The following is an 18,539-nucleotide window of genomic DNA, read 5'->3' on the forward strand; positions in this document are numbered from 1 at the left end:
GGCGGCGGGTCTGACCGCCGCCGAAGCCCTGCGCCGGAAAGGATTCACCGGCGCATTGACCATGGTCGGTGAGGAGCCGCGGCTGCCCTACGATCGGCCGCCGCTGTCCAAACAAATCCTGCGCGGCAGGTGGGAACCCGACCGTGTGGCGCTGCGGCGCCACGACGCCCTCACCATGCTGGGCGCGGACCGGCTGCTGGGCATCGCCGCCACCACCCTCGACGCCGACGCGCGCAAACTCACCCTCTCGAACGGCAGCGTGCTTGCTTATGACGGGCTGGTGATCGCCACGGGAGTCACCCCCCGGGCGCTGCCCGCGGGACACGAACTCGGCGGTGTGCACCTGCTGCGCACCATCGATGACGCCCTCGCCCTGCGGGACGGGCTCCTCGCCGCCACCCCGGTGGCCATCGTCGGCGCAGGCTTCCTTGGATCGGAGGTCGCCGCGGTCGCCCGAGAACTCGGCCTGAACGTCACCCTGATCGATCCGCTGCCCGCGCCGATGATCCGCCAATTCGGCGACCATGTGGCGCAGCTACTCGCCGAGCTGAACATCCAGCACGGCGTGCGGCTCCGCCCCGGCACTGCGGTCACCGGATTGACCAGCCGCGATGGCCAGGTGACCGGAGTGGGCCTGGACAACGGCGTCCACGTCCCGGCAGACCTGGTGCTGGTGGCCATCGGCTCGATACCGGCGGTCGGCTGGCTGGCCGACAGCGGACTGAACCTGGGCGACGGCGTGCAATGCGATCAGAGGTGCCAGGCCGCCCCCGGAGTTCTCACCGGCGCCGACCGCGAGCACGCCGAGGTCTCCATGCTCGCCCTGCACCTGCTCCAGTCGTCGCTGGTGTTCATTAACACCCAGCTTCTGCAAGCCGTCCTGCGCGACCCGAAGTGGACGTCCAAGCTCACTGACGAGGACCGACGAGCCCTGTCGCCGCTCTTCTGGACGCTCGTCAACCCCTACGGACGTTTCCGCCTCGACATGGAAACCCGACTCGACCTCGGGATCGAGGCGTAGACCACGCCAGGTCGGCAGCACCGAAGCTCTGCGAGGCAGATCTTCCTCTGACCTGGGAGATAGTCGGATGCCTCAGCCATCGACCCCGCTGCCAGCCAGGTGGCCGCTCGCACCGTCCAGTGCCGCCGACTGGCTGCGGGAACTCGCCGGAGACGGCCTTACCGGCTTCATGCCGCCCCCGCTCCCGGACGCAGCCTGGGTACTGAACTCCATGTACGAGCACGACCAGGCCCCCACCGACATCTCGTACAACGAAGTCCACCGCGCCGCGATCGTGGATGGAAGTGTGCCGCCCCCGAGATCGTCGGTGGCACCGACATGAACACCGTAGGAACCGTCATTGGAGGCGGTTTGGGCCGCGCCGAGCACCCCGGCCCCGGCTGGCAACGGTTGCGCTGGGCCGACCTCGCGCAACGCAGCGGCGATCCGGTAGTTCCCGACGGCCTCTTGCCCTGCTACCGCTGCTTCCCTTCCGTCCCTGTCAACGGCAGCTGGCCCATCACGATCGCTCCGCCGACCGAGGGCAGCATGGACCGCGAGACCTGGAATCGCCTGATCAGGCTGCTTCGTGCCCATAGCCCTGCGGGCGCGGGCACCCGCTGCCTGGCCTACTACAGCTCGCTAATGCTCGGGGCCACCGATTTCGACAACCTCCATGTGCGTGCGGGTCGCCTCGGCGATGCCGAGATCTTGTACGACAACCCCGATGTCGACTTCAGCCCGTCCAACCTCTGGGCCGAGGACCGCTCGTGGGTCATCTGTACCGACTACGACCTGTGGGCCACCAAGGTGGCAGGGCCCGCCTCACTCATCGACGCGCTGCTGAAAGACTCCGAGATCGAGGCGGTACGGCTGCCCTGGACACCTTGGCTGGGGGGCCGTCAAGGATCGCCGTACCAGGGGCGAGGTAACCGAAGGGTTCGAGGCGGTGGTGTTCCGCTGGGGGACCCCTCACCGGAACATCCCCCAGCCGGAGCAGACCCCAGGTCAGGGTGTTCTGTATAGCTGTTCCGCGAACCGTTCCGGTGACAGGGCCCTATCCGGAGCACTGAAGGGCGTGAACGGAGCGCGTGTCGGCTATGCCCGCTTGTAGTACCGATGAACAAGACCTCGTGATCCAAACCGAGAAGTTGCTCGCGCTCGGCGGTGACCCGGCCGGCCCGTAATGGTGAGGCTCGAACGAGCATCAACGGCCTGCTCAGCCGATACTTCCCCAAGAGCACCGACCTGTTCCAACACACCCGTGAAGCCTGATGCCGAGTTCAGCCACCCACGCCGGACGCTCGGCTGGGGAATCCCAGCCGAGCGTCCGATCAAAGTACTCGCGGCTTGATCAACCGATTACGTGCTGCAACGAGCTCTCGAATCCGCCGAGTAGCCGACGGCTTTCCCGGCTGCTCAGTCGCGCGGGTCCCAGCCGTCGGTGTCCACGTCCAGGTCGAGTTCGTCGGCGATGTCACTCCAGTGGGCGAACTTGAAGTTCGTGTTCTCGCGGTCGGGCGTGGTCGGCGTGTTGGCGCCGTCGTGTGAGATGAACAGACCTTCGTCGAAGTCGCCCAGTGGGACGTTCAGCACGGTCGAGCCGTCGCTGTGCTCGACGCCGTCGATGCCGTTGTGCGATCCGATCTGGAACTGGCCCAGGTAGGCGTTGGATCCTTCCCTGCGGTAGGCGGCGAAGGTGTTGTCGCCCTGGCTGGAGGCCAGCAGGTAGCCCTTGCCATTCTCTCGGTAGTAGATCGTGAGACCTTCGGCATCCGCGGTCAGACGCTGGCCGCCGTAGCCCGGGTCCGTACCGGGCGTGCACTCCTCCGTTGCCGGGTCGTAGGTGGCGGGCACGCCGTACTCGCGGACCTTGTCCATCAGCACAGGTGTTCCGGTGAGGTCCGCGCGCATCCGCCAGATGCCGACGTCCTCCTGGGCCGCGTAGAGGACGTCCCTCTCCTGGTCCACGACCATGCCCTCGACCTGCGGCTCCCGGCCCGGCTCGTCGCAGGGGGTCCAGCTCTGGCCGTTCGGCAGGGTGAACGACGCGGGCAGGTTCAGTGTCCTGACGAGCTGGTAACCGACCTTGCCGTTCGGCTTGGGAAGAAGCTTGACCAGGCCGATCGAGGTCCTGTGGCGGCGGCTGACCAGCGCGTAGGTGCCGGTGGAGTCCTTCCAGGTGGCCAGGCCGTACGAGGTCTCGGCGTCGTTGACCTGCTCCTGGGTGGTGTTGAACACGAACGGCGCAGCCGGGTCGGTCACGTCGGTGAGCTGGCCGTCCACGATGGCATAGATCCGCAGCTGGTCCCGGCCACGGTCGGAGACGACCGCGAGATCCCGCCCACCGAAACCGTAGGTGACGTCAACGTTGTTGAACCGTCCGACTTCGTCGTCAGGCCCCGGGGCCGCGGGCGCGGGAAGGTGCTGAAGCTGCTGCCCGTCGAGGTTGTAGACGAAGAGCCCGCCCTCCTTGGCCGTGCCGATCACCACGCTCTTGCTGGACTTGGACGGGTGGACCCAGATCGCCGGGTCATCACCGTTGGCGTTGCCGCCCGCCTCGTCGTCGAACAGGGCAGGGGTCTCCACTTGGGGGTCCACCAACGGAACGCTATGGCTGGTTGCGGGTATCGCCAACCCTCCTACCAGCGAGAACGTCAGGGCTGCCAGGAATAGCCTGGACAGAAGACGCATTGCGCCTCCTCGTTTTGGGGGGATAAGGTTCTACAAGAACGTAACGACGAATTCACCATAAATCAATAGGACGTAGTTATGTCAGGACATACGGATGATCTATAGATCATGGAGTGTCCGCCGCCAGGCGTGGATGAGCCGGCGGAGCACTGGACCGCGCTCAGCGACAAGGACCGGCCTGTTGTTTGAGTCGAAGCGGGGATCGGCGGCGCGCTTGGAGCTGGCCGTGTAGCCGTGCACGTTGCCGTGGCCCTGGATGGCATCTGGTCGGTACAGCGGCCGGCGAACCAGCCGGCGGTGTTTCCGGCGGCCGGAAGGTCCCCGCCGACGCGCCGACGTCGTTCATCCTGGCCTGGGGGAGTCCTTCGAGCACGGCAAGATCACGTGAAAGCCGCTGCGGTCACCTCATTGTTCTTTGACCCCCGGGTCAGGCGTCGTGAGTATGGCAGCGAGCTCGGCTCGGCTGGTGGTGCCAAGTCTGGCGTTCACCCTATACAGGTGATTTTCGACGGTACGTATTGAGATGACCAGGCGGTCAGCGATGTCCCGGTTGGACATCCCCTGTGCGGCCAAAGTGGCGATCTCGCGTTCGCGGTCCGTGAGTGGCAACGGCCGGATGGCGGCGATTGTCGCGAGAGTGCGGACACCCTCGCAGCGTTCGGTCAGCCGATGGACGCGAGCGACGGCGCTCTGGGCGGCGCCGCGCCGATCCACATGGGTGTATGCGGTCGCCGCCTGCGCGGCCGCGTCGGCGGCGGCCAGCAGGTCTCCCATCTGCTCCAGCTCCACAGACGCAGCTCGCAGTGCGTCGCCGTTGTCGGCGGCTAGCGCGGCAGCGTGCGTGGCCGCGGCCCGGGCCCGAGGCCCGTCCACCCGCGTGGCCAGAGCGGCGAGCCGTTCGACGACGGACCGGTCGCCGAAGCAGACCGCGGTGTGCAGCGCCTGCACCTCGTGGGCGAACTGCCCGGCCGCTCCCGCAACCGAAGCTGCCTGTTGCGCAAACGCGATCGCATCACTTGAAACGCCTTGTGCGGCGGCCATCCACGCCTGGGCCAACAGCATGTCAGGCCGGAGAAACAGCAGTGTGGGATGCTCGTTGGCGCGTAGTTTCGCTAACACCTCCTCACCGGCGACCAGGTCACCGGCGAGGACCAGCGCACGGCTCAGGGGAATCAGGCAGGCATACTCGAAGCCGCCGGCGTGATCGAACCGCTCGAGGCCGGCGTGGGCCTCGAGCAGCCATTGGAGGGCGCTGACCGGCCGGCCCTGCGCGAGGATGGCGTCTCCCATCAGCACGCTGCTGATCACGGTAGGAAGATCGAAGCCCACTGCCGATTCCCGGCACTCGCGTGCGACGTCGGCAGCCTCCTGTAGATATCCCGCCAAGCGGAACCCGGTAACCTGCAGACCGATCAGCGGGAAGCGCAAGTAGGCGAGTTCCGTCGAGCGACTCGCCGCCGCGAGGCCACGTGCGACCGCCGGGCCGATTTCGTCGGCGCGGCCCACTGTGGCCAGGCCGGCGACGTATCCGCAGCTGGCAAGGGCTATCGACCCGTCCGGCAGTCCCGGTGACGCCAACGCCGTGGTCGCGGACTCGATCGCCCGAACCGGTCGTGCGAGCTGTCCCTCGAACATCGACCGCTGCGCCATCAGCTGCATCCGGCCGCCGTTGTCCGCGACCCGCGACTCAGCCGCCTCGAGAAGCATTTCCGCATCCTTCGGTCTCAGCTGCATCCAGGCCAGGTCTATCACATGCATCATCGTGGCCCTGACCACTTCCGCATCCGTGCTGGCCATCGCGAGGAGCGCGGCCATCTCCGCATTCGCGGAGCCGCTCAAACCGGTGACCGCGGCCACCACGATCGCCTGGGCTTCGAACCCGCCGCCGGCTGCCTGCGCCGCACGTCCGAGTCGTACGGCCAAAGGAAGGTCGCACAGCTGGGCAGCGCGCCCGGCCGCCTCGGTGAGCAGGCGCCAGTCCGGTTTGAGGTCTGAATCCACCGCGAGGACGGCACGCCGCAGTGTGTCATCGACCCGGCGTGCCCCGGTTTCCGCCAGCGCCTGGCTGATTCGGCCACGGAGCCGGCGCGCCCGCAGTAGCCCCATGCCTGCCCGCCGTACCTCCCCGTAGAGAGGGTGGGTCAGTCGCGCCTGGAGTCGACGGCCGGTCTGCTCGACGGAGATCAGGCCCGCCGCCTCGGCCTGCTCGACGGCCATTGGATCGGTAAGCCGGGTAAGCAGGCGGACCCCCAGCGGCTCCTCGAGGGCGAGCAGGTCCACCACCGCACCCATGGGCTCCGACAAATCTCCCATCCGGATCGCCACCAGGTCGACCAATCCTGGCGACACCGGTGACTCTCTGGACCACCGCCACACGCCTCTGATTCGGTGCAGCCGACGAGCCTCGATCTCCCCGTCGACGAGCTGCCGTAGGTACAGCGCGTTGCCCTGGGTGATCGCCCAGATCCGGCTGACACTGACGCCTTCCACCAGTCCACCAAGGATCGCCTCCAGCAGCGCACCGGTCTGCGGCTGCGGAAACGGCTGCACCTCAAGCCGGTCGAGATATCCGTCTTTCCACAGACCGGTCACCGCAGCAGGTGCGGTCTCGCCGGTGCGCACGGTGGCCACCACGGTCGCCATGTCGTGTACGACGAGCTGATGCACCAGCAGCGCCGAGACCTCATCGAGCAGGTGGGCGTCGTCAATCCCGAGCACGACTTCGGCTCGACCGGCACCGGCAACAAGTGCCCGGCTCGCCTCCCCCAGCAAAGACGTCGGATCGCCGCTCATCGGGCCCAGCAACGCCGCGAACGCCCCCAACGGGAGGCTGCGTCCCGACCCTGACCCAACGACCCAGCGGGTGACGGCACCGCGTTCACCGGCCAGCGCGACCGCCTGCCGAGCCAGCCAGGTCTTACCCACCCCGGCCGCTCCCGCGAGCACCACACCGCGCAGACCGCCGGCCCCCCGCGTCGCTTCGTCCAGGAACCGCAGCTCCTCCAGCCGCCCCACGAATGGCCAACTCGGCTTCATACGGTCAACATTAGGAAACTGCATCATCGCCGGGAAGTGTGATTCGGTTACATCATCCCCAGGCCATGACCATCGTGGACATCGGTGGTGATCCCCTGGTGCTCCAGGTGCTGTAGAGGGACTGACCTGACGATCGAGACGGCTGACTATCCGCGGCCTGGGCTTGGTTGAGCGGTGTCGTCTGAGGTTCTTTCGGGTTTGGTGTGGAGGACTTCGCGGGCCTGTTCGGCGGCGCGGGTGATGCTTTCGCTGATGAAGTCGAGGAAGCGGGCGATGTTCTCCAGGCGGTTGGCGGCGGGGGTGTGGGGGCCGAGGATGGCGACGCCTTGGCGTGCGGTTTCGACGAGCTGGTCGTTGGATCGGGCGCTGGCGATCGTCGCCTGGTAGAAGAGTTCGTCGTCGACGACGTAGCGGTCGCGGCGGCGTTCGCCGCGTTCTCGGCGGACGAGGCTCTGGCTCTCCAGGAAGGCGATCGCTTTGGAGATGGACGCCGGGCTGACCTGGAGGCGCTGGGCGAGTTGGGACGCGGTAAGGCTGCCCGCGTCGGTGGTGAACAGGCAGGTCAGCACCCGGGCCGTCATCTTGGTCAGGCCCGAAGCCATGAGGACGGCGGTGAACGTCTCCTCATACTCGGCCACGGCCTCGGCGTCGCGTCCGTGCGGCTGGGGGACTGACTCCGGCCCTCGGGAGGAGGCGGGCCTGCGCCGGTGGGCGCGGCGTTCGGTGGCGCGGTGGGCCAGGTCGGCGCGGTAGGCGGTGGGGCCGCCGTTGCGCATCACCTCACGCGTGATCGTCGAGGTCGGACGGTCGAGGCGTCGGGCGATCTCGGCGTAGGGGAGGCTGTCGGCCAGACCCAGCGCGATCTGCCGGCGTTCCTGCTGGGTGAGCCTGCCTCCCGGCATCGCGATCTCCTTGGTGATCCTTCGTGGCGGTCCCTGACCCTCCCACTATAGCGTTCACTTCTCATTCATTGCAATGATCGAGGCAGTTGCCGTTGCGTTATCCTCAAGACCGTTGCAACAGTTTTCCAGCTTCTACCTGCGTAAATCTCGATTCTGTGCAACAAGTATGTTGTTGGATTTTGGAAAGCAACGTAGCGTTTCCGGTATCAGAAACAACGAACGAGCACGGGAGAGCACGATGCAGAAGTTCGACACCCCCGCCCCGATCTCCGCCGTCCTGGACATCCCCGCCGGACGCATCCAGTTCATCGCCGCGGACCGCGCCGACACCACCGTCGAGGTCCTGCCAGCCAACCCCTCCAAGAGCCGCGACACCAAGACCGCCGAGCAGACCACCGTCGCCTACGCCGACGGCGTTCTGCGGATCACGGCCTCGACCCCCGACAACCAGCTCTTCGGCCCCTCCGGATCCCTGGAGGTCACCGTCCAGCTGCCCGCCGGCTCCCGCATCGAGGCCAAGGCCGCCGGCGCCGAGCTCCGCGGCGTCGGACGCCTCGGCGACATCGCCTTCGAAGGCGCGTACCACCAGATCAAGATCGACGAGGCCGCGAGCGTCCGCCTCACTGCGATCGACGGCGACGTCGAGGTCGGCCGGCTCAACGGCCCCGCGGAGATCAGCACCGCGAGGGGCGACATCCGGATCACCGAGGCCGTGCGCGGCACGGTCGTGCTCCGCACCCAGTCCGGCGACATTTCGGTCGCCGCCGCCGCCGGCGTCTCGGCCGCCCTGGACGCCGGCACCGGCTACGGCCGCGTCAGCAACGCCCTCAAGAACGATGGCACCGCCGAACTCGACATCCGCGCCACCACCTCCCACGGCGACATCACCGCCCGCAGCCTCTAAAGAAGCAGGACCAGGACTATCCGGCCGGGCCCACCACGATCGAGATCCTGTCGGTCGTCGCCGAGGACTCGGCCGTCCGTCCCGAGGGGGCCTGCGATCCACGTGCAGGGCCTGGAGAAGCCGCACAAGACGTCTAACGCGACCAGGTGGAACACATGACGAAGAACAGCACCTTCTCCACCAACTCGGCCTGGACCGGCATGGTGCCGGTTGACGATACGGCCCTGGCCGTCACCGACACCGGCGGTGCCGGTATCCCTGTGGTCTACCTCAACGGCCAGTTCGCCACTCAGGGGTACTGGCGGCGGGTCATCGCCGAACTGGGGACGGGGTGGCGGCACATCACCTACGACGAGCGGGCCCGCGGCAAATCGAAGCGTTCGGCGGACTATTCCTTCGAGGTCGCCGTCCGGGATGTCGATGCCGTTCTCGCGGCCAGGGGTGTGGACCGGGCGCTGCTGGTGGGCTGGTCCTACGGCGCGGTCGTCGCGGCGCACTGGGCCAGCCGGAATCCGGAGCGTGCCCTGGGCGCGGTCCTGGTCGACGGCGCGTTCCCGTACGACTGGCTCGACGAGGCCATGGAGCAGCGGATCCGGAAGCTGTTTCGGCGGATGAGCTGGTTCCTGCCGCTGCTGCGCCCGACGGGCCTGGCCCCGCGGATGACCGCCGAACAGCAGGCGAACAGCAACATCGAGCTCGGCAGGCTCTCCCGCGAGCGCGAGCTGGGCCCGGTGCTGGACAACGTCACCGTCCCGGTGCGGTATGTCGTTGCTTCGGGGACGTCCTTCGGGAGCCGCGGTGATGAGCAGGAACGGATACGCACCAGTCTCGATGCGGTGACCGCCCGCAACCCGAACATCCAGATCGGCGCGAAGGTCACCAGCAACCACGGTGCGATCCTCAAGAAGGACTTCCCGGCCATCGCCGAGGCCGTACGTGAGATCGCCGCCCTCGACCGGCGGGCGGCGCTGAAGACACGACCAGCGGACTGACGACAACTACACGTCCTCGCCACCATCGTCCAGCTCGACCGCGTCCAGCTCGACCGTGTCCGGGTGGCGCAATGGCCGCAGGCCCTCACGCGGGGCGAACGCGGTGCCCGTCTTCGTCGGCGGCCGGCGTAGCCGCTCCAGCTCTGAGTACCGCCTGCCCTCCGGCGTCTTCAGCGTGGCCACCAGATCGCCGGGCAGCGCCGCATCCGCAGGCCCCTCGTGGGCGATCAGGCTGGAGCCCAGCGAGCGGTGAACAGCTCCTCGCCCGGGGGGTCGCCGGGGAGCCGGCCGGGGGAGCCGGAGCGCAGTCCGTCAAGCGCGATGGTGATCAGTCGCGCGCGTGCCTGGGTGGCCGCGGGAAGCAGGTCGTCCCTGCCTTGTTTGCGGAGCTGGTCGACGAGCGGGGAGCGGCCGAGCTGTTCGATCATGAGTGAGATGTCGGTGACGGTGACGTCGGGGCGGAGTGTCCCGGCGCCGTGTGCGCGCCGCACCAGGGCGTCGAGCAGGTCGTCGCCGCGGCGGGACTTCGCACTCATCTCATCGGTCACCTCGATGGCCCCGGCGATCGGGGCCATCGTTCCCTGGCCGAACTCCACGCTGTCTTTGATGAACCCGGCGAGTCCGGCCCACGGGTCGGGGTCGGCCAGGCCCTGTTCGGCCGCCTCGATCCAGTGCTCCAGGGATAGGACGCTGAGCCGTTGGAACAGCTCCTCCTTGGTCCGGTAGCGCCGGTAGAGGCTGCCGATGCCGACTCCCGCCCTGGCGGCGATGGTAGCGACGGAGGCGTGTGCGCCGTCCTCGGCGAGGACGGCGCGGGCGGCTTGGAGTAGCGCGCGGTCGTTGCGTTCTGCGCGGTCGTTGCGTGTGGCCATCACGGCAAGCCTACCAAGTTGCGGAGCGATCCACTCCGATATACCGTCATCGCACCGGAGTGAATCGCTCCGCAAGCAGAGATGATTAGTGGAGACATGGTGATGAATACCGAGACAGCGGCGATCGAGCAGGTCGTCCGCGACGCCGAAGAACTACAGAGCGACGTGGACGGGTTCACCGGGCTACTCGCCAAGAACGTGTCACTCGTCAACTTCGGCGGTGTCCGGCTGCAGGGCCGTGACCAGGTGCGCGAGGTCATGACCAAGGCTCTGGAGACACCGCTGAAGGACGTCATCACCAGGAACGAGTTGCTGAACGTCACGTTCCTGCGTGAGGACGTGGCCCTGGCCAATCTGATCAAGCACGTCAGCGACGGCCGGCGCGGTGCACTGACGTTCGTGCTCGTCAAGAACGATGGACGGTGGCTGATCGCCCTCGCTCAGACGACTCCGGTGGTCGACTCATGAGGCGCGCCTTGATCATCGACGGCACGGGCAACCAGGGTGGCACGACCATCAGGCACCTGCTGAAGCGGGGATGGCAGGTCCGCGTACTGGTCCGCGACCTCGGCGAACCCGCGGCCAAGGACCTGAGTGCGGCAGGCGCCGAGTTCGTCCGCGGCGACATGGAGGACGCCGTCTCACTCGAGGCCGCCATGCGCGCGGTCGACACGGTGTTCAGCATGCAGGTGCCGGCCTACGAGCCAGAGACCCTCAAGGCGGAGGTACGTCAGGGCACACTGGTGGCGTCCGCCTACGGCTGCAACCTGGGCGCCGCCCAGGGCGGCGTCGACGTCGAGATCGGCACGCTTGGAGATGCCCAGCCGGTCGCCGGCGTCGGTCCCCGGTGGCCCGGGTCGCGGGCGGCCTGAACGTAGTGGTCGAGGACCGCACGTACCCCCAAGCAGGACAACGGTCGCATGGATCCGAATGGTGCGCCGCCATCGCGGCTTGGGCGGACGGCAGTGCAAGGAGCGGCTACGTCGTCGGGAGGCCGACCGCGTTGGACGCGTCGGCCTCGAAGTATTCTGTCGTGGCGAAGGGGCCGGCGTGATCCTCGAAGAAGCTCCTGACGCCGTCGATCGAGTCATGGACGATGACGTTCACCACCTTGGTCCCGTCGGTGCTCGCCACCGCCAGCGTCCACTTGGCACCCTTGGGAAGCCGGCCGTACGCCTTCTTCAGGGAATCCCAGAAGCCGTCGTTGTCGGAAACCGTGGAAACAGCCATGACGTGCACCGTGGCCCCCTCCTCATTGACTCTCGGATTCACTCGGCAATTGATGTGAAGATACTGTGCGGCACCATTCTTGAAGTCGTAGATCGCGACGGTCTGAGGGTCCTCGAGCGGATCGTCCGAAGGCATCAAGAAGTGGGCCTCGCTGATCGGGGACAGCTCGTAGTCGAGCTGTTCTGGTTTATTGAGGAGTTGCGCCTCCATGGGGTTCAGGGTGAATTTGAGGTGGAGTTTTCCGCGGTCGGCCGCCACTTCGTAGCGGGTGCCGGGGCGCTCGTAGGAGCCTTCGTACCTGGACAGATCGAGGGCCAGGGCCGGGTCGGGCTCCGGCAGATCGGGGATCGTGACCACGCCGAGGTCGGCCAGGATTTCGTTGAACACCTTCCGGTAGAAGCTGTCGCGCGGCCCGGCGTTCGCCAGCATCGAGACGGCGATGTTCGATTCCGGCAGGATCCGCAGGCGGGCGCTCTGGCTGACTGCGCTGCCGTCGTGGGCGTAGACGGTTTGGCCGTGCCAATCGCATACGATGAGGCCGAGTGCCCATTCCGGCCCGAACATGTACGGGTCAGGTATGGGGACCCGCGACTCCGTCATCTCGCGGATGATGCCGGGTGAGACGATTCCGGTCCCGTTCGGCGCCTTTCCTCCGTTGAGGAAGACGTACGCCATCATGAGCAATTCCCGGGCTGTCGTGTTGACGTTGCCTCCGGGGCCGAAGGAGCGCGGCAGGTGACCCAGCGGTGAGAGGATGGGTCCCTCTTCGAGGGATCGGATCAGGTATCCGGTCGCGGCCCGGTTCTGGTCCGCGTGCTCACGCCGGCTGCTCGTCGAGGTCAGTCCCAAGGGGTCGAACAGGCGATCTTTCATGATGTCGTCCCACCGCCTGCCGTCGCTCACCTCCATGATGCGGGCGAGGATCGCGTAGCCCAGGGCCGCGCTGTAGCCGTGAGTGTGGCCCAAGGGGTGGACCTGGCATGCGCCGGCGATGTTCTCCACCATGCGCTTGTACACGTCGTCGTCCTCGCCCGGGTCTCCGTAGTTCTCCTCGATGCCGTTGGTGTGGTTGAGGAGATGGCGGGGTGTGACCTTGGCGCTGACGTCGGGGTCGGCGACCCGGAAATCAGGAAGGTAGGTCCGCACCGGCTCGTCCAGGGCGACTTTCCCCTCGTCGACGAGCTGCATGAAGGCGAGGGCGGTCCATGTCTTGGATACGGAGCCGCACTGGTAGATGGTGTCGGTCGTCGCGGGCTCCCGCGTTGAGATGTTCTTGACGCCGACCGCGAAGTCGGTGATCTCCCCGTCGCTGAGGACGCCGATCGTGGCACCCGGAATCCGGTACTCCGCGAGCAGCTCGGAGACGCGAGCTCGCATCCGGGCCACATCCAACGCTCTTGCCATAAGGGGTTCCTTGTCCTGTCCGATTCTTTCCAAGCGGGAAAAGGCTACGTTGCATTTCAAATCTCGTCAACGAGAAACCTCCAGCAATGTGCTTTAATGCTGGACTTTCATACCGATCGTTGCAACAGCGTTGTTGGTAAATGCAATCCACGCCAACCAGCCGTTGCAATGTACTGTTGGTGAACGCACCCGTGAACCCGAACCGACAGGGGGGCGAGCCGATGCCCGGAGGCAGGCTGAGCCACGAGGATCGCCGGCAGATCGCGATCTGGCTGGCCGAAGGGCTGGGATACGCCGAGATCGCCAGGCGGCTGGGCAGACCCACATCCACGATCAGCCGCGAAGTGGCACGCAACAGCGCACCCAGCGGCTACCTGGCCGACCACGCCCAGCAGGCCGCCGGGCAGCGCGCCCACCGCCGCAGACCGGTTCAGGCCGCGGAGCCACCAGCCGACGGGCATCCGACCGAGTCCGTGCGCGGTTTCGTGGAGCAGTTCGCGACGCTGCTGGTCGGGACCGGCCTTCCCCGGATGCCCGCTCGCGTGTTCGTCTGCCTGCTCACCTCCGGCTCCGGGGGCCTGACGTCCGCCGAACTCGTACGCCGGCTACAGGTCAGCCCGGCGTCGGTGTCCAAGGCCATCGGCTACCTCGAGGCGATCGAGCTGGTCAGGCGCACACAGGACTCCGGCCGCCGCGAGCGGTACGTCATCGACGACGACGTCTGGCTCCGGGCGTTCAAAGCCGACACAGGGGCACACGCCGAGGTCGCGGTGGCCGCGCGGCACGGGATCGAGATCTTCGGCACCGGCACGCCCGCCGGCACCCGGCTGGGCCAGATGGCTCAGTTCTTCACCTGGATCAGCGAGCAGATGAACGACAGCGGCCTCACCGACGCCGTCGTGCACGACGCGCTGACAGTGCTGGCCGCGCTGGTGTACGCCGCTCGGCCACTCACCGTGGACGAACTCGCCACGGCACTGGACTGGCCCATCCAGCGGGCGGCCGACGCCCTGGACGCGATCAGCCGTCGTCCGATCCTCTCCGACCCGCTCACCGTGGAGCGGGTCGGGCGCGGCGGGTACGCCATCGCCCCGAGGCCTGACCGCCTGAGCTCCGCGCAACGCGACGCACTGATCGTCAGTCCGCCGGCAAGAAAAAGGAGGACACCCTCAAACTGATCACGATCGACCGCTAACCGCGGGTTCTACCTGCGGAAACCGCACTCAAGATCGACCCATGGCTGGTTTCCCCGTATCTCGGCTGGACCCGGTCTCGTCCAACCTGAGGCACCGCGGGTACGGAGCATGCCGTGCCTCATGATTGACAAGACAGGACACGAATCGCCGGTCACTGATCCTGTTCAGGAATCGGTCGTAGATGGACACCTTGGCGATCATCACGACCGAGCAGTGCCGTGGCCATCTGCTGGACTGAGCGGGTGAAGCGGCGGGGATCGTCGGCCGGTGTCATCTGGCGGACCAGATCGCCATCGAAGACAGCGAGCAGGGCGTGGGCCAGGAAGTCGGCGTCGAGATCGGGGCGTCCATCGGCGAGCAGGGCGCTGAGGTGGCGGTGCCAGAACCGGTAGCTGGGGTCGTCGTACTTGTCCTCGGCGCACGCTTGCTCGTGCGCGGACAGCAGGACGGCGTTGCCTTCGGCGATCGCGCCGAGTCCGTCGAGGAAGGCGAGCATCCGGTCCCGGGCGGGTGCTCCGGGCCCCAAAGGCGGGGGTCCATTCTTGACCGCGTCGCGTAGCTCGCGAGACCTTTCCTCCAGCAGCGCCTGTAGCAGTCCGGCGCGGTTACCGAAGCGACGGAACACGGTGCCCTTCCCGACTCCGGCAAGGGCGGCAACGCGGTCGAGCGACACGTGGTCTCCGCCACCTTCGGCCAGAAGCTGCTCAGTCGCGTGGAGCACCGCGCGGCGGTTGCGGGTCGCGTCGACGCGCTCGGCGCGTTGTTGGGCCATCGGTATCACCTCGAGGCGGACTGTCGGTCCACATATGCTATCGTACGCGAAACGGACTATTAGTCCGGATTATTGCCTGTCCACGAAGGAGCACTCCATGGACATACGCGCGCTCGTCATTGATCCTGACGCCCCGGGATCCCTGCGTCTGGGGACGGCCGCAGAACCCCAGCCCGCACCCAACCAACTGGTGCTCGATGTCCGGCACATCTCGCTCAACCGCGGCGAGGTGGCGTTCGCCGGTCGGCGTCCGGCCGGAACCGTGCACGGCTACGATGCCGCCGGTGTCGTCGTACGCGCCGCGGTCGACGGCACCGGCCCCGCCGTAGGCGCCAGAGTCGCGGCGTTCGGCGCCCGAGCGTGGGCACAGCGGATGGCCGTGGACACCACCGCGGTGGCCGAAGTCCCCGCCCAGGTCGACCTCGCCGACGCCGCCGCGCTGCCGATGGCCGGCATCACGGCGCTGCGCACGTTGCGTTCCCGTTCCATCCTGGGCCGGCGGGTACTGATCACCGGAGCGGCCGGCGGCGTCGGCCGTTACGCGGTCCAATTGGCGGCCTTGGGCGGTGCCCATGTCATCGCCTCGGTGGGATCGGCGGCCCGCGCCGACGGCTTGACCGACCTGGGCGCCCACGAGGTGGTGGTCGGCCTGCAGGGCATCGATCGGCCGGTCGACCTCATCCTCGACAATGTGGGCGGACCACAGCTGGCCGCAGCCTGGGAACTCCTCGCGCCAGGCGGGGGTGTGCAGAACATCGGCTGGGCGTCAGACGAGCCGGCGGTGTTCGCACCGTATTCACTGTTCTCCATCGGCCCGGCCAAGACGATGAGCACGTTCGGCGACGTCCATGAGGTCGGCCCGGACCTGGCCACCCTGCTGGGGTTCGTGGCGGCCGGGAGGCTTTCCCCGGAGGTCGACTGGCGCGGTTCCTGGGAACGCGTCACCGAGGCCGCCCAAGCGCTACTGGAGCGGCGCATCGCGGGCAAGGTGGTCCTGGACGTAGAACCGGCGGTGGCCGACTGACTGACCACAGCCGGGTGGTGGTCCCCGTTGTTCTCGTGACCTCCCACCGGATCGGCCGGGTCAGCGTCGGCACCGGCAGCGGGTAGGAGAAGCCGATACCTCGAATGCCCCTCGGTGAAAATGTTCTGGTCGAACGCGAAGAAGTGGGTGGAATCGGAGGCCACCGCTGTGGCGCCCTCACCCCACCGGGCGCTCTGCCGGGCGGCGAAGCCCGCAACCGGGAGCTGGCCGAGCTGATCCTCAGCTTGAACCGGTTCGGGCCGCGACGACGCGAGGCTGCCGGACTCGAGGCCGAAACATTCCTGGGCTCTTGCGTTCCTAGAGGCCGATCGCGTCGGCCAGGAGGTCCACCTGCCCAGGATCGGGATCGTTTCCCATGAAGATCAACTCATGGCAGCCGATCCGGTCGAAATCAGTGATCGCGGCGGTGATCTGCTCTGGTGAGGTGTGGGCGATGGAGATGCCGTACTGCGCGTACTCTTCGCCGGCGAAGGCGTAGTACGAGCCGATGGCGCCAGAGACCGCGGCCTCGGCGTCAGGGCCGAGGGCGTACATCACCGATGCGACCAGGCGCGGCGACCCGGTTCTGCCGGCTTCGGCCCACGCCTGCCGGATGTGGGGTGCGAAGTCCTGCACGTCCTGGACGGTGGCGTCTCCGGCGATCCATCCCGTCCCGTAGGAGGCGATGCGGCGCAGGGTCGCCTTTGAGTTGCCGCCGAACAGCAGGGGAGGTCCGCCTGGTGTGGCCGGCCCTGGGCCGATGGGGCCATCGGGGGCTGATGCGGCCGCGAGGCGATCCAGGAGACGGTCGAACCGCTCTCCTCTGATGCTGTAGTCCACATCGCTGAGGACGAAGTCGTCTTCCCGGACGCCCGGAGCAAGACCCAGGTGCAGACGGTCCGGACCTGCGAGCTGGTCCAGCGTGGTGACCGCCTTGGCGAACAGCGCATGGTTGGTACGCAACGGCGCGAGAAGCACACTGGTGAGGAGCCGGATGCGCGAGGTGACGCCCGCGGCGGCAGCCAGGGTGATCAGCGGCTCCGGCGTCGACCATGCCAGGCGATCACTGACGCTGAGGGTGGAGAAGCCTCGCGCCTCCGCGCGGCGCGCCCACTCCACCAGGGTCCTGCCATCGGCCCACCGAGCATGCCCGGGCAACCCGATACCGATATCCATCGTCGGTGCCATTCCTTTCAGAGAATATGCAGAAGCCGATGCGGATGGGCGTCAGCCGGTCCGATCAGGCGTGGCCGGGACATCGTGCGGGCGGAGCGAGCCGTGCTCCAGCAGCCGACGTAGCTCGGCGGCGGGCTGGACACCAGAGATCGGTGGCCTGCCGTCGATCACCAGCGAGGGGACGCCGGTGACGCCGTGCTCGGCCGCACGACATCGATCGGCCCGCACCTCCTCGGCGTAGTCGTCACCGGCGAGGACGGCGCGCACCTGGTCGGCATCGAGGCAGGCCTCGGCACCCAGGCGCTGCAGAACCCGCGAGTCGGCCACGTTCAGCCCCTCGGTGTGATAGGCGCGAAGCAGGCGCTCCATCATCTGGTCGGCCCGCCCGCGGCCGGCCGCCAGATGGCACAGCCGGTGCGCGTCGAAGGTATTGACCGGCCGGGCCAGATGCAGGTTGAGTTCCAGGCCTTCCGCGGCGCCCAGGGCCTGAATCCGGGCGACGCGGATCGGCGCCTGGTCACCCCACCATCCGGCCATGGCCTCGGCGGCCGTTGTGCCGGGGATCCGGCCTTCCTCCGGGGCGAGCTCGTAACTGCGCCAGATGATCTCCACCCTGGCACGGTCGGCGATATTGTCCAGTGCCGCCGTCAGGCGTCTCTTGCCGATGTAGCACCACGGGCACAGCACATCGGCGTATATCTCTACCTTCATGGACGTCCTTTGATGATCGGTGACTGCTGGGCCACAGGTGTTCGCCTCGCCGCCGCGTCGCCCTTGCCATCGGCCTGGCGCTCAGGCCGGTCAAGGTGCCCGCTGAACGGGGTTCCGGCTCGATCAGGAGTCGAGGCGCTGCGGCCCGGGATCAACCTCCCGGGCGACGGTGTAGGTGGGAATCCCGCTCATGCGCGCCTCGGCCTTGCCGGACAGCCCCTCCAGGGCCTTGCCGATGGCGGCTATCCGGCCTTCGGTGTCCGAGGTCTCCACGAAGTTGCGGTAGTCCGCCTCGCTGGCCCAGTGCACGATGTTGTACACACGGGTGCCGTCGGTGCTCACATGGAAGCGAGCCGACCGGTATCCGGGATAGAAACGCACCCACCGCTCCTGGATCTCCGCGAAGGCCGCCACGAACTCCCGTTGGGTATCAAAGCCGTCGACGGTGTAGTCGATGATCGAGTAAAAGCCGGTGTCCGTGCTCACCTACATGCTCCTCATGGTCAGATGCCGGACATTCCCTGGTCGCTCATCCTGCAACCTCAACCGCGGTTGAGGTCAAAGCTCACAGTAGCGGCTGACACCGTGGTGATTGACCACGGCAGGGTGTTCGTGTCGGAGGTGTT

19 protein-coding genes and 1 pseudogene are annotated in these 18,539 nt (G+C 67.4%); 9 read left to right on the forward strand and 11 right to left on the reverse strand.

The window, feature by feature from the left end; genetic code table 11:
• From ABZ260_RS24985 to ABZ260_RS24995, 3 genes are all read left to right on the forward strand, one after another.
• Positions 1–1,021, forward strand: a 1,021-nt coding sequence (locus ABZ260_RS24985) for an FAD-dependent oxidoreductase (protein ID WP_355622082.1), incomplete at its 5' end; no start/stop codon positions are given.
• Positions 1,022–1,088: 67 nt separating this feature from the next.
• Positions 1,089–1,343, forward strand: coding sequence for a hypothetical protein (locus tag ABZ260_RS24990; RefSeq protein WP_355622085.1), 255 nt, complete (start codon positions 1,089–1,091; stop codon positions 1,341–1,343).
• Complete coding sequence (locus ABZ260_RS24995; RefSeq protein WP_355622088.1) at positions 1,340–2,026, forward strand: hypothetical protein; 687 nt, start codon at positions 1,340–1,342, stop codon at positions 2,024–2,026. The genes ABZ260_RS24990 and ABZ260_RS24995 overlap by 4 nt, the downstream gene beginning before the upstream one ends.
• 393 nt (positions 2,027–2,419) lie before the next feature.
• Here the strand turns inward: ABZ260_RS24995 and ABZ260_RS25000 are convergent, their stop codons facing one another.
• The 4 genes and pseudogenes from ABZ260_RS25000 to ABZ260_RS25015 form a co-directional block, all read right to left on the reverse strand.
• Positions 2,420–3,601, reverse strand: coding sequence for a phytase (locus ABZ260_RS25000; RefSeq protein ID WP_355622091.1), 1,182 nt, complete (start codon positions 3,599–3,601; stop codon positions 2,420–2,422).
• Between the two features lie 498 nt (positions 3,602–4,099).
• Complete coding sequence (locus ABZ260_RS25005) at positions 4,100–6,730, reverse strand: LuxR family transcriptional regulator (protein WP_355622094.1); 2,631 nt, start codon at positions 6,728–6,730, stop codon at positions 4,100–4,102.
• Between the two features lie 146 nt (positions 6,731–6,876).
• Positions 6,877–7,332, reverse strand: coding sequence for a MarR family transcriptional regulator (locus ABZ260_RS25010; protein ID WP_355622128.1), 456 nt, complete (start codon positions 7,330–7,332; stop codon positions 6,877–6,879).
• Positions 7,333–7,425: 93 nt separating this feature from the next.
• Positions 7,426–7,632, reverse strand: a pseudogene (locus ABZ260_RS25015) (helix-turn-helix domain-containing protein); the annotation flags it as partial.
• Positions 7,633–7,870: 238 nt separating this feature from the next.
• Between ABZ260_RS25015 and ABZ260_RS25020 the strand changes: the two are divergent.
• Positions 7,871–8,536: a DUF4097 family beta strand repeat-containing protein gene (locus ABZ260_RS25020; RefSeq protein WP_355567268.1), complete on the forward strand. Its 666-nt coding sequence runs from the start codon at positions 7,871–7,873 to the stop codon at positions 8,534–8,536.
• A 155-nt stretch (positions 8,537–8,691) separates the two neighbouring features.
• Positions 8,692–9,528 carry an alpha/beta hydrolase gene (locus tag ABZ260_RS25025; RefSeq protein WP_355622097.1) on the forward strand — a complete coding sequence of 279 codons (837 nt, stop codon included), beginning with the start codon at positions 8,692–8,694 and terminating at the stop codon, positions 9,526–9,528.
• 6 nt (positions 9,529–9,534) lie between these two features.
• On the opposite strand, the gene ABZ260_RS25030 is transcribed toward ABZ260_RS25025, so the two are convergent.
• The gene (locus ABZ260_RS25030) at positions 9,535–9,711 is read right to left on the reverse strand and encodes a hypothetical protein (protein WP_355622100.1); all 177 of its coding nucleotides are present in this window, start codon (positions 9,709–9,711) and stop codon (positions 9,535–9,537) included.
• A 44-nt stretch (positions 9,712–9,755) separates the two neighbouring features.
• Complete coding sequence (locus tag ABZ260_RS25035; protein ID WP_355622103.1) at positions 9,756–10,400, reverse strand: helix-turn-helix domain-containing protein; 645 nt, start codon at positions 10,398–10,400, stop codon at positions 9,756–9,758.
• 102 nt (positions 10,401–10,502) lie between these two features.
• Between ABZ260_RS25035 and ABZ260_RS25040 the strand changes: the two genes are divergently transcribed.
• Positions 10,503–10,868 (forward strand): SgcJ/EcaC family oxidoreductase, encoded by a 366-nt coding sequence (locus ABZ260_RS25040; RefSeq protein WP_355622106.1) that lies wholly within the window; start codon positions 10,503–10,505, stop codon positions 10,866–10,868.
• Positions 10,865–11,272: an NmrA family NAD(P)-binding protein gene (locus ABZ260_RS25045; RefSeq protein WP_355622108.1), complete on the forward strand. Its 408-nt coding sequence runs from the start codon at positions 10,865–10,867 to the stop codon at positions 11,270–11,272. Before ABZ260_RS25040 ends, ABZ260_RS25045 begins: the two co-directional genes overlap by 4 nt.
• A 106-nt stretch (positions 11,273–11,378) precedes the next feature.
• Here the strand turns inward: ABZ260_RS25045 and ABZ260_RS25050 are convergent, their stop codons facing one another.
• Positions 11,379–13,034, reverse strand: coding sequence for a serine hydrolase (locus tag ABZ260_RS25050; protein WP_355622110.1), 1,656 nt, complete (start codon positions 13,032–13,034; stop codon positions 11,379–11,381).
• Between the two features lie 179 nt (positions 13,035–13,213).
• Between ABZ260_RS25050 and ABZ260_RS25055 the strand changes: the two genes are divergently transcribed.
• A complete protein-coding gene (locus tag ABZ260_RS25055) occupies positions 13,214–14,212 on the forward strand; it encodes a helix-turn-helix domain-containing protein (protein ID WP_355622113.1) in 999 nt (332 codons plus the stop codon).
• A gap of 169 nt (positions 14,213–14,381) precedes the next feature.
• Here the strand turns inward: ABZ260_RS25055 and ABZ260_RS25060 are convergent, their stop codons facing one another.
• Positions 14,382–15,002, reverse strand: a complete 621-nt coding sequence (locus ABZ260_RS25060; RefSeq protein WP_355563717.1) for a TetR/AcrR family transcriptional regulator — start codon at positions 15,000–15,002, stop codon at positions 14,382–14,384.
• Between the two features lie 97 nt (positions 15,003–15,099).
• Between ABZ260_RS25060 and ABZ260_RS25065 the strand changes: the two genes are divergently transcribed.
• Positions 15,100–16,026, forward strand: a complete 927-nt coding sequence (locus ABZ260_RS25065) for a zinc-binding dehydrogenase (protein ID WP_355622116.1) — start codon at positions 15,100–15,102, stop codon at positions 16,024–16,026.
• Between the two features lie 318 nt (positions 16,027–16,344).
• Here the strand turns inward: ABZ260_RS25065 and ABZ260_RS25070 are convergent, their stop codons facing one another.
• From ABZ260_RS25070 to ABZ260_RS25080, 3 genes are all read right to left on the reverse strand, one after another.
• A complete protein-coding gene (locus ABZ260_RS25070) occupies positions 16,345–17,202 on the reverse strand; it encodes an LLM class flavin-dependent oxidoreductase (RefSeq protein ID WP_355622119.1) in 858 nt (285 codons plus the stop codon).
• Positions 17,203–17,253: 51 nt separating this feature from the next.
• Entirely contained in the window at positions 17,254–17,913 is a 660-nt protein-coding gene (locus ABZ260_RS25075; protein WP_355622122.1) for a DsbA family oxidoreductase, read from the reverse strand.
• Positions 17,914–18,036: 123 nt separating this feature from the next.
• A complete protein-coding gene (locus ABZ260_RS25080) occupies positions 18,037–18,399 on the reverse strand; it encodes an antibiotic biosynthesis monooxygenase (protein WP_355622125.1) in 363 nt (120 codons plus the stop codon).
• Positions 18,400–18,539: the final 140 nt, after the last annotated feature.

Source organism: Streptosporangium sp. NPDC006013, assembly GCF_040614275.1.
Lineage (GTDB): Bacteria > Actinomycetota > Actinomycetes > Streptosporangiales > Streptosporangiaceae > Streptosporangium.

Excerpts from the sequence above, each read along its gene's own strand:
- ABZ260_RS24990 (WP_355622085.1), top strand. The coding sequence starts at position 1,089 with ATGCCTCAGCCATCGACCCCGCTGCCAGCCAGGTGGCCGCTCGCACCG.
- ABZ260_RS24995 (WP_355622088.1), top strand. The coding sequence starts at position 1,340 with ATGAACACCGTAGGAACCGTCATTGGAGGCGGTTTGGGCCGCGCCGAG.
- ABZ260_RS25005 (WP_355622094.1), bottom strand. The coding sequence starts at position 6,730 with ATGAAGCCGAGTTGGCCATTCGTGGGGCGGCTGGAGGAGCTGCGGTTC.
- ABZ260_RS25010 (WP_355622128.1), bottom strand. The coding sequence starts at position 7,332 with ATGGCTTCGGGCCTGACCAAGATGACGGCCCGGGTGCTGACCTGCCTG.
- ABZ260_RS25020 (WP_355567268.1), top strand. The coding sequence starts at position 7,871 with ATGCAGAAGTTCGACACCCCCGCCCCGATCTCCGCCGTCCTGGACATC.
- ABZ260_RS25025 (WP_355622097.1), top strand. The coding sequence starts at position 8,692 with ATGACGAAGAACAGCACCTTCTCCACCAACTCGGCCTGGACCGGCATG.
- ABZ260_RS25035 (WP_355622103.1), bottom strand. The coding sequence starts at position 10,400 with ATGGCCACACGCAACGACCGCGCAGAACGCAACGACCGCGCGCTACTC.
- ABZ260_RS25040 (WP_355622106.1), top strand. The coding sequence starts at position 10,503 with ATGAATACCGAGACAGCGGCGATCGAGCAGGTCGTCCGCGACGCCGAA.
- ABZ260_RS25045 (WP_355622108.1), top strand. The coding sequence starts at position 10,865 with ATGAGGCGCGCCTTGATCATCGACGGCACGGGCAACCAGGGTGGCACG.
- ABZ260_RS25050 (WP_355622110.1), bottom strand. The coding sequence starts at position 13,034 with ATGGCAAGAGCGTTGGATGTGGCCCGGATGCGAGCTCGCGTCTCCGAG.
- ABZ260_RS25060 (WP_355563717.1), bottom strand. The coding sequence starts at position 15,002 with ATGGCCCAACAACGCGCCGAGCGCGTCGACGCGACCCGCAACCGCCGC.
- ABZ260_RS25065 (WP_355622116.1), top strand. The coding sequence starts at position 15,100 with ATGGACATACGCGCGCTCGTCATTGATCCTGACGCCCCGGGATCCCTG.
- ABZ260_RS25070 (WP_355622119.1), bottom strand. The coding sequence starts at position 17,202 with ATGGATATCGGTATCGGGTTGCCCGGGCATGCTCGGTGGGCCGATGGC.
- ABZ260_RS25075 (WP_355622122.1), bottom strand. The coding sequence starts at position 17,913 with ATGAAGGTAGAGATATACGCCGATGTGCTGTGCCCGTGGTGCTACATC.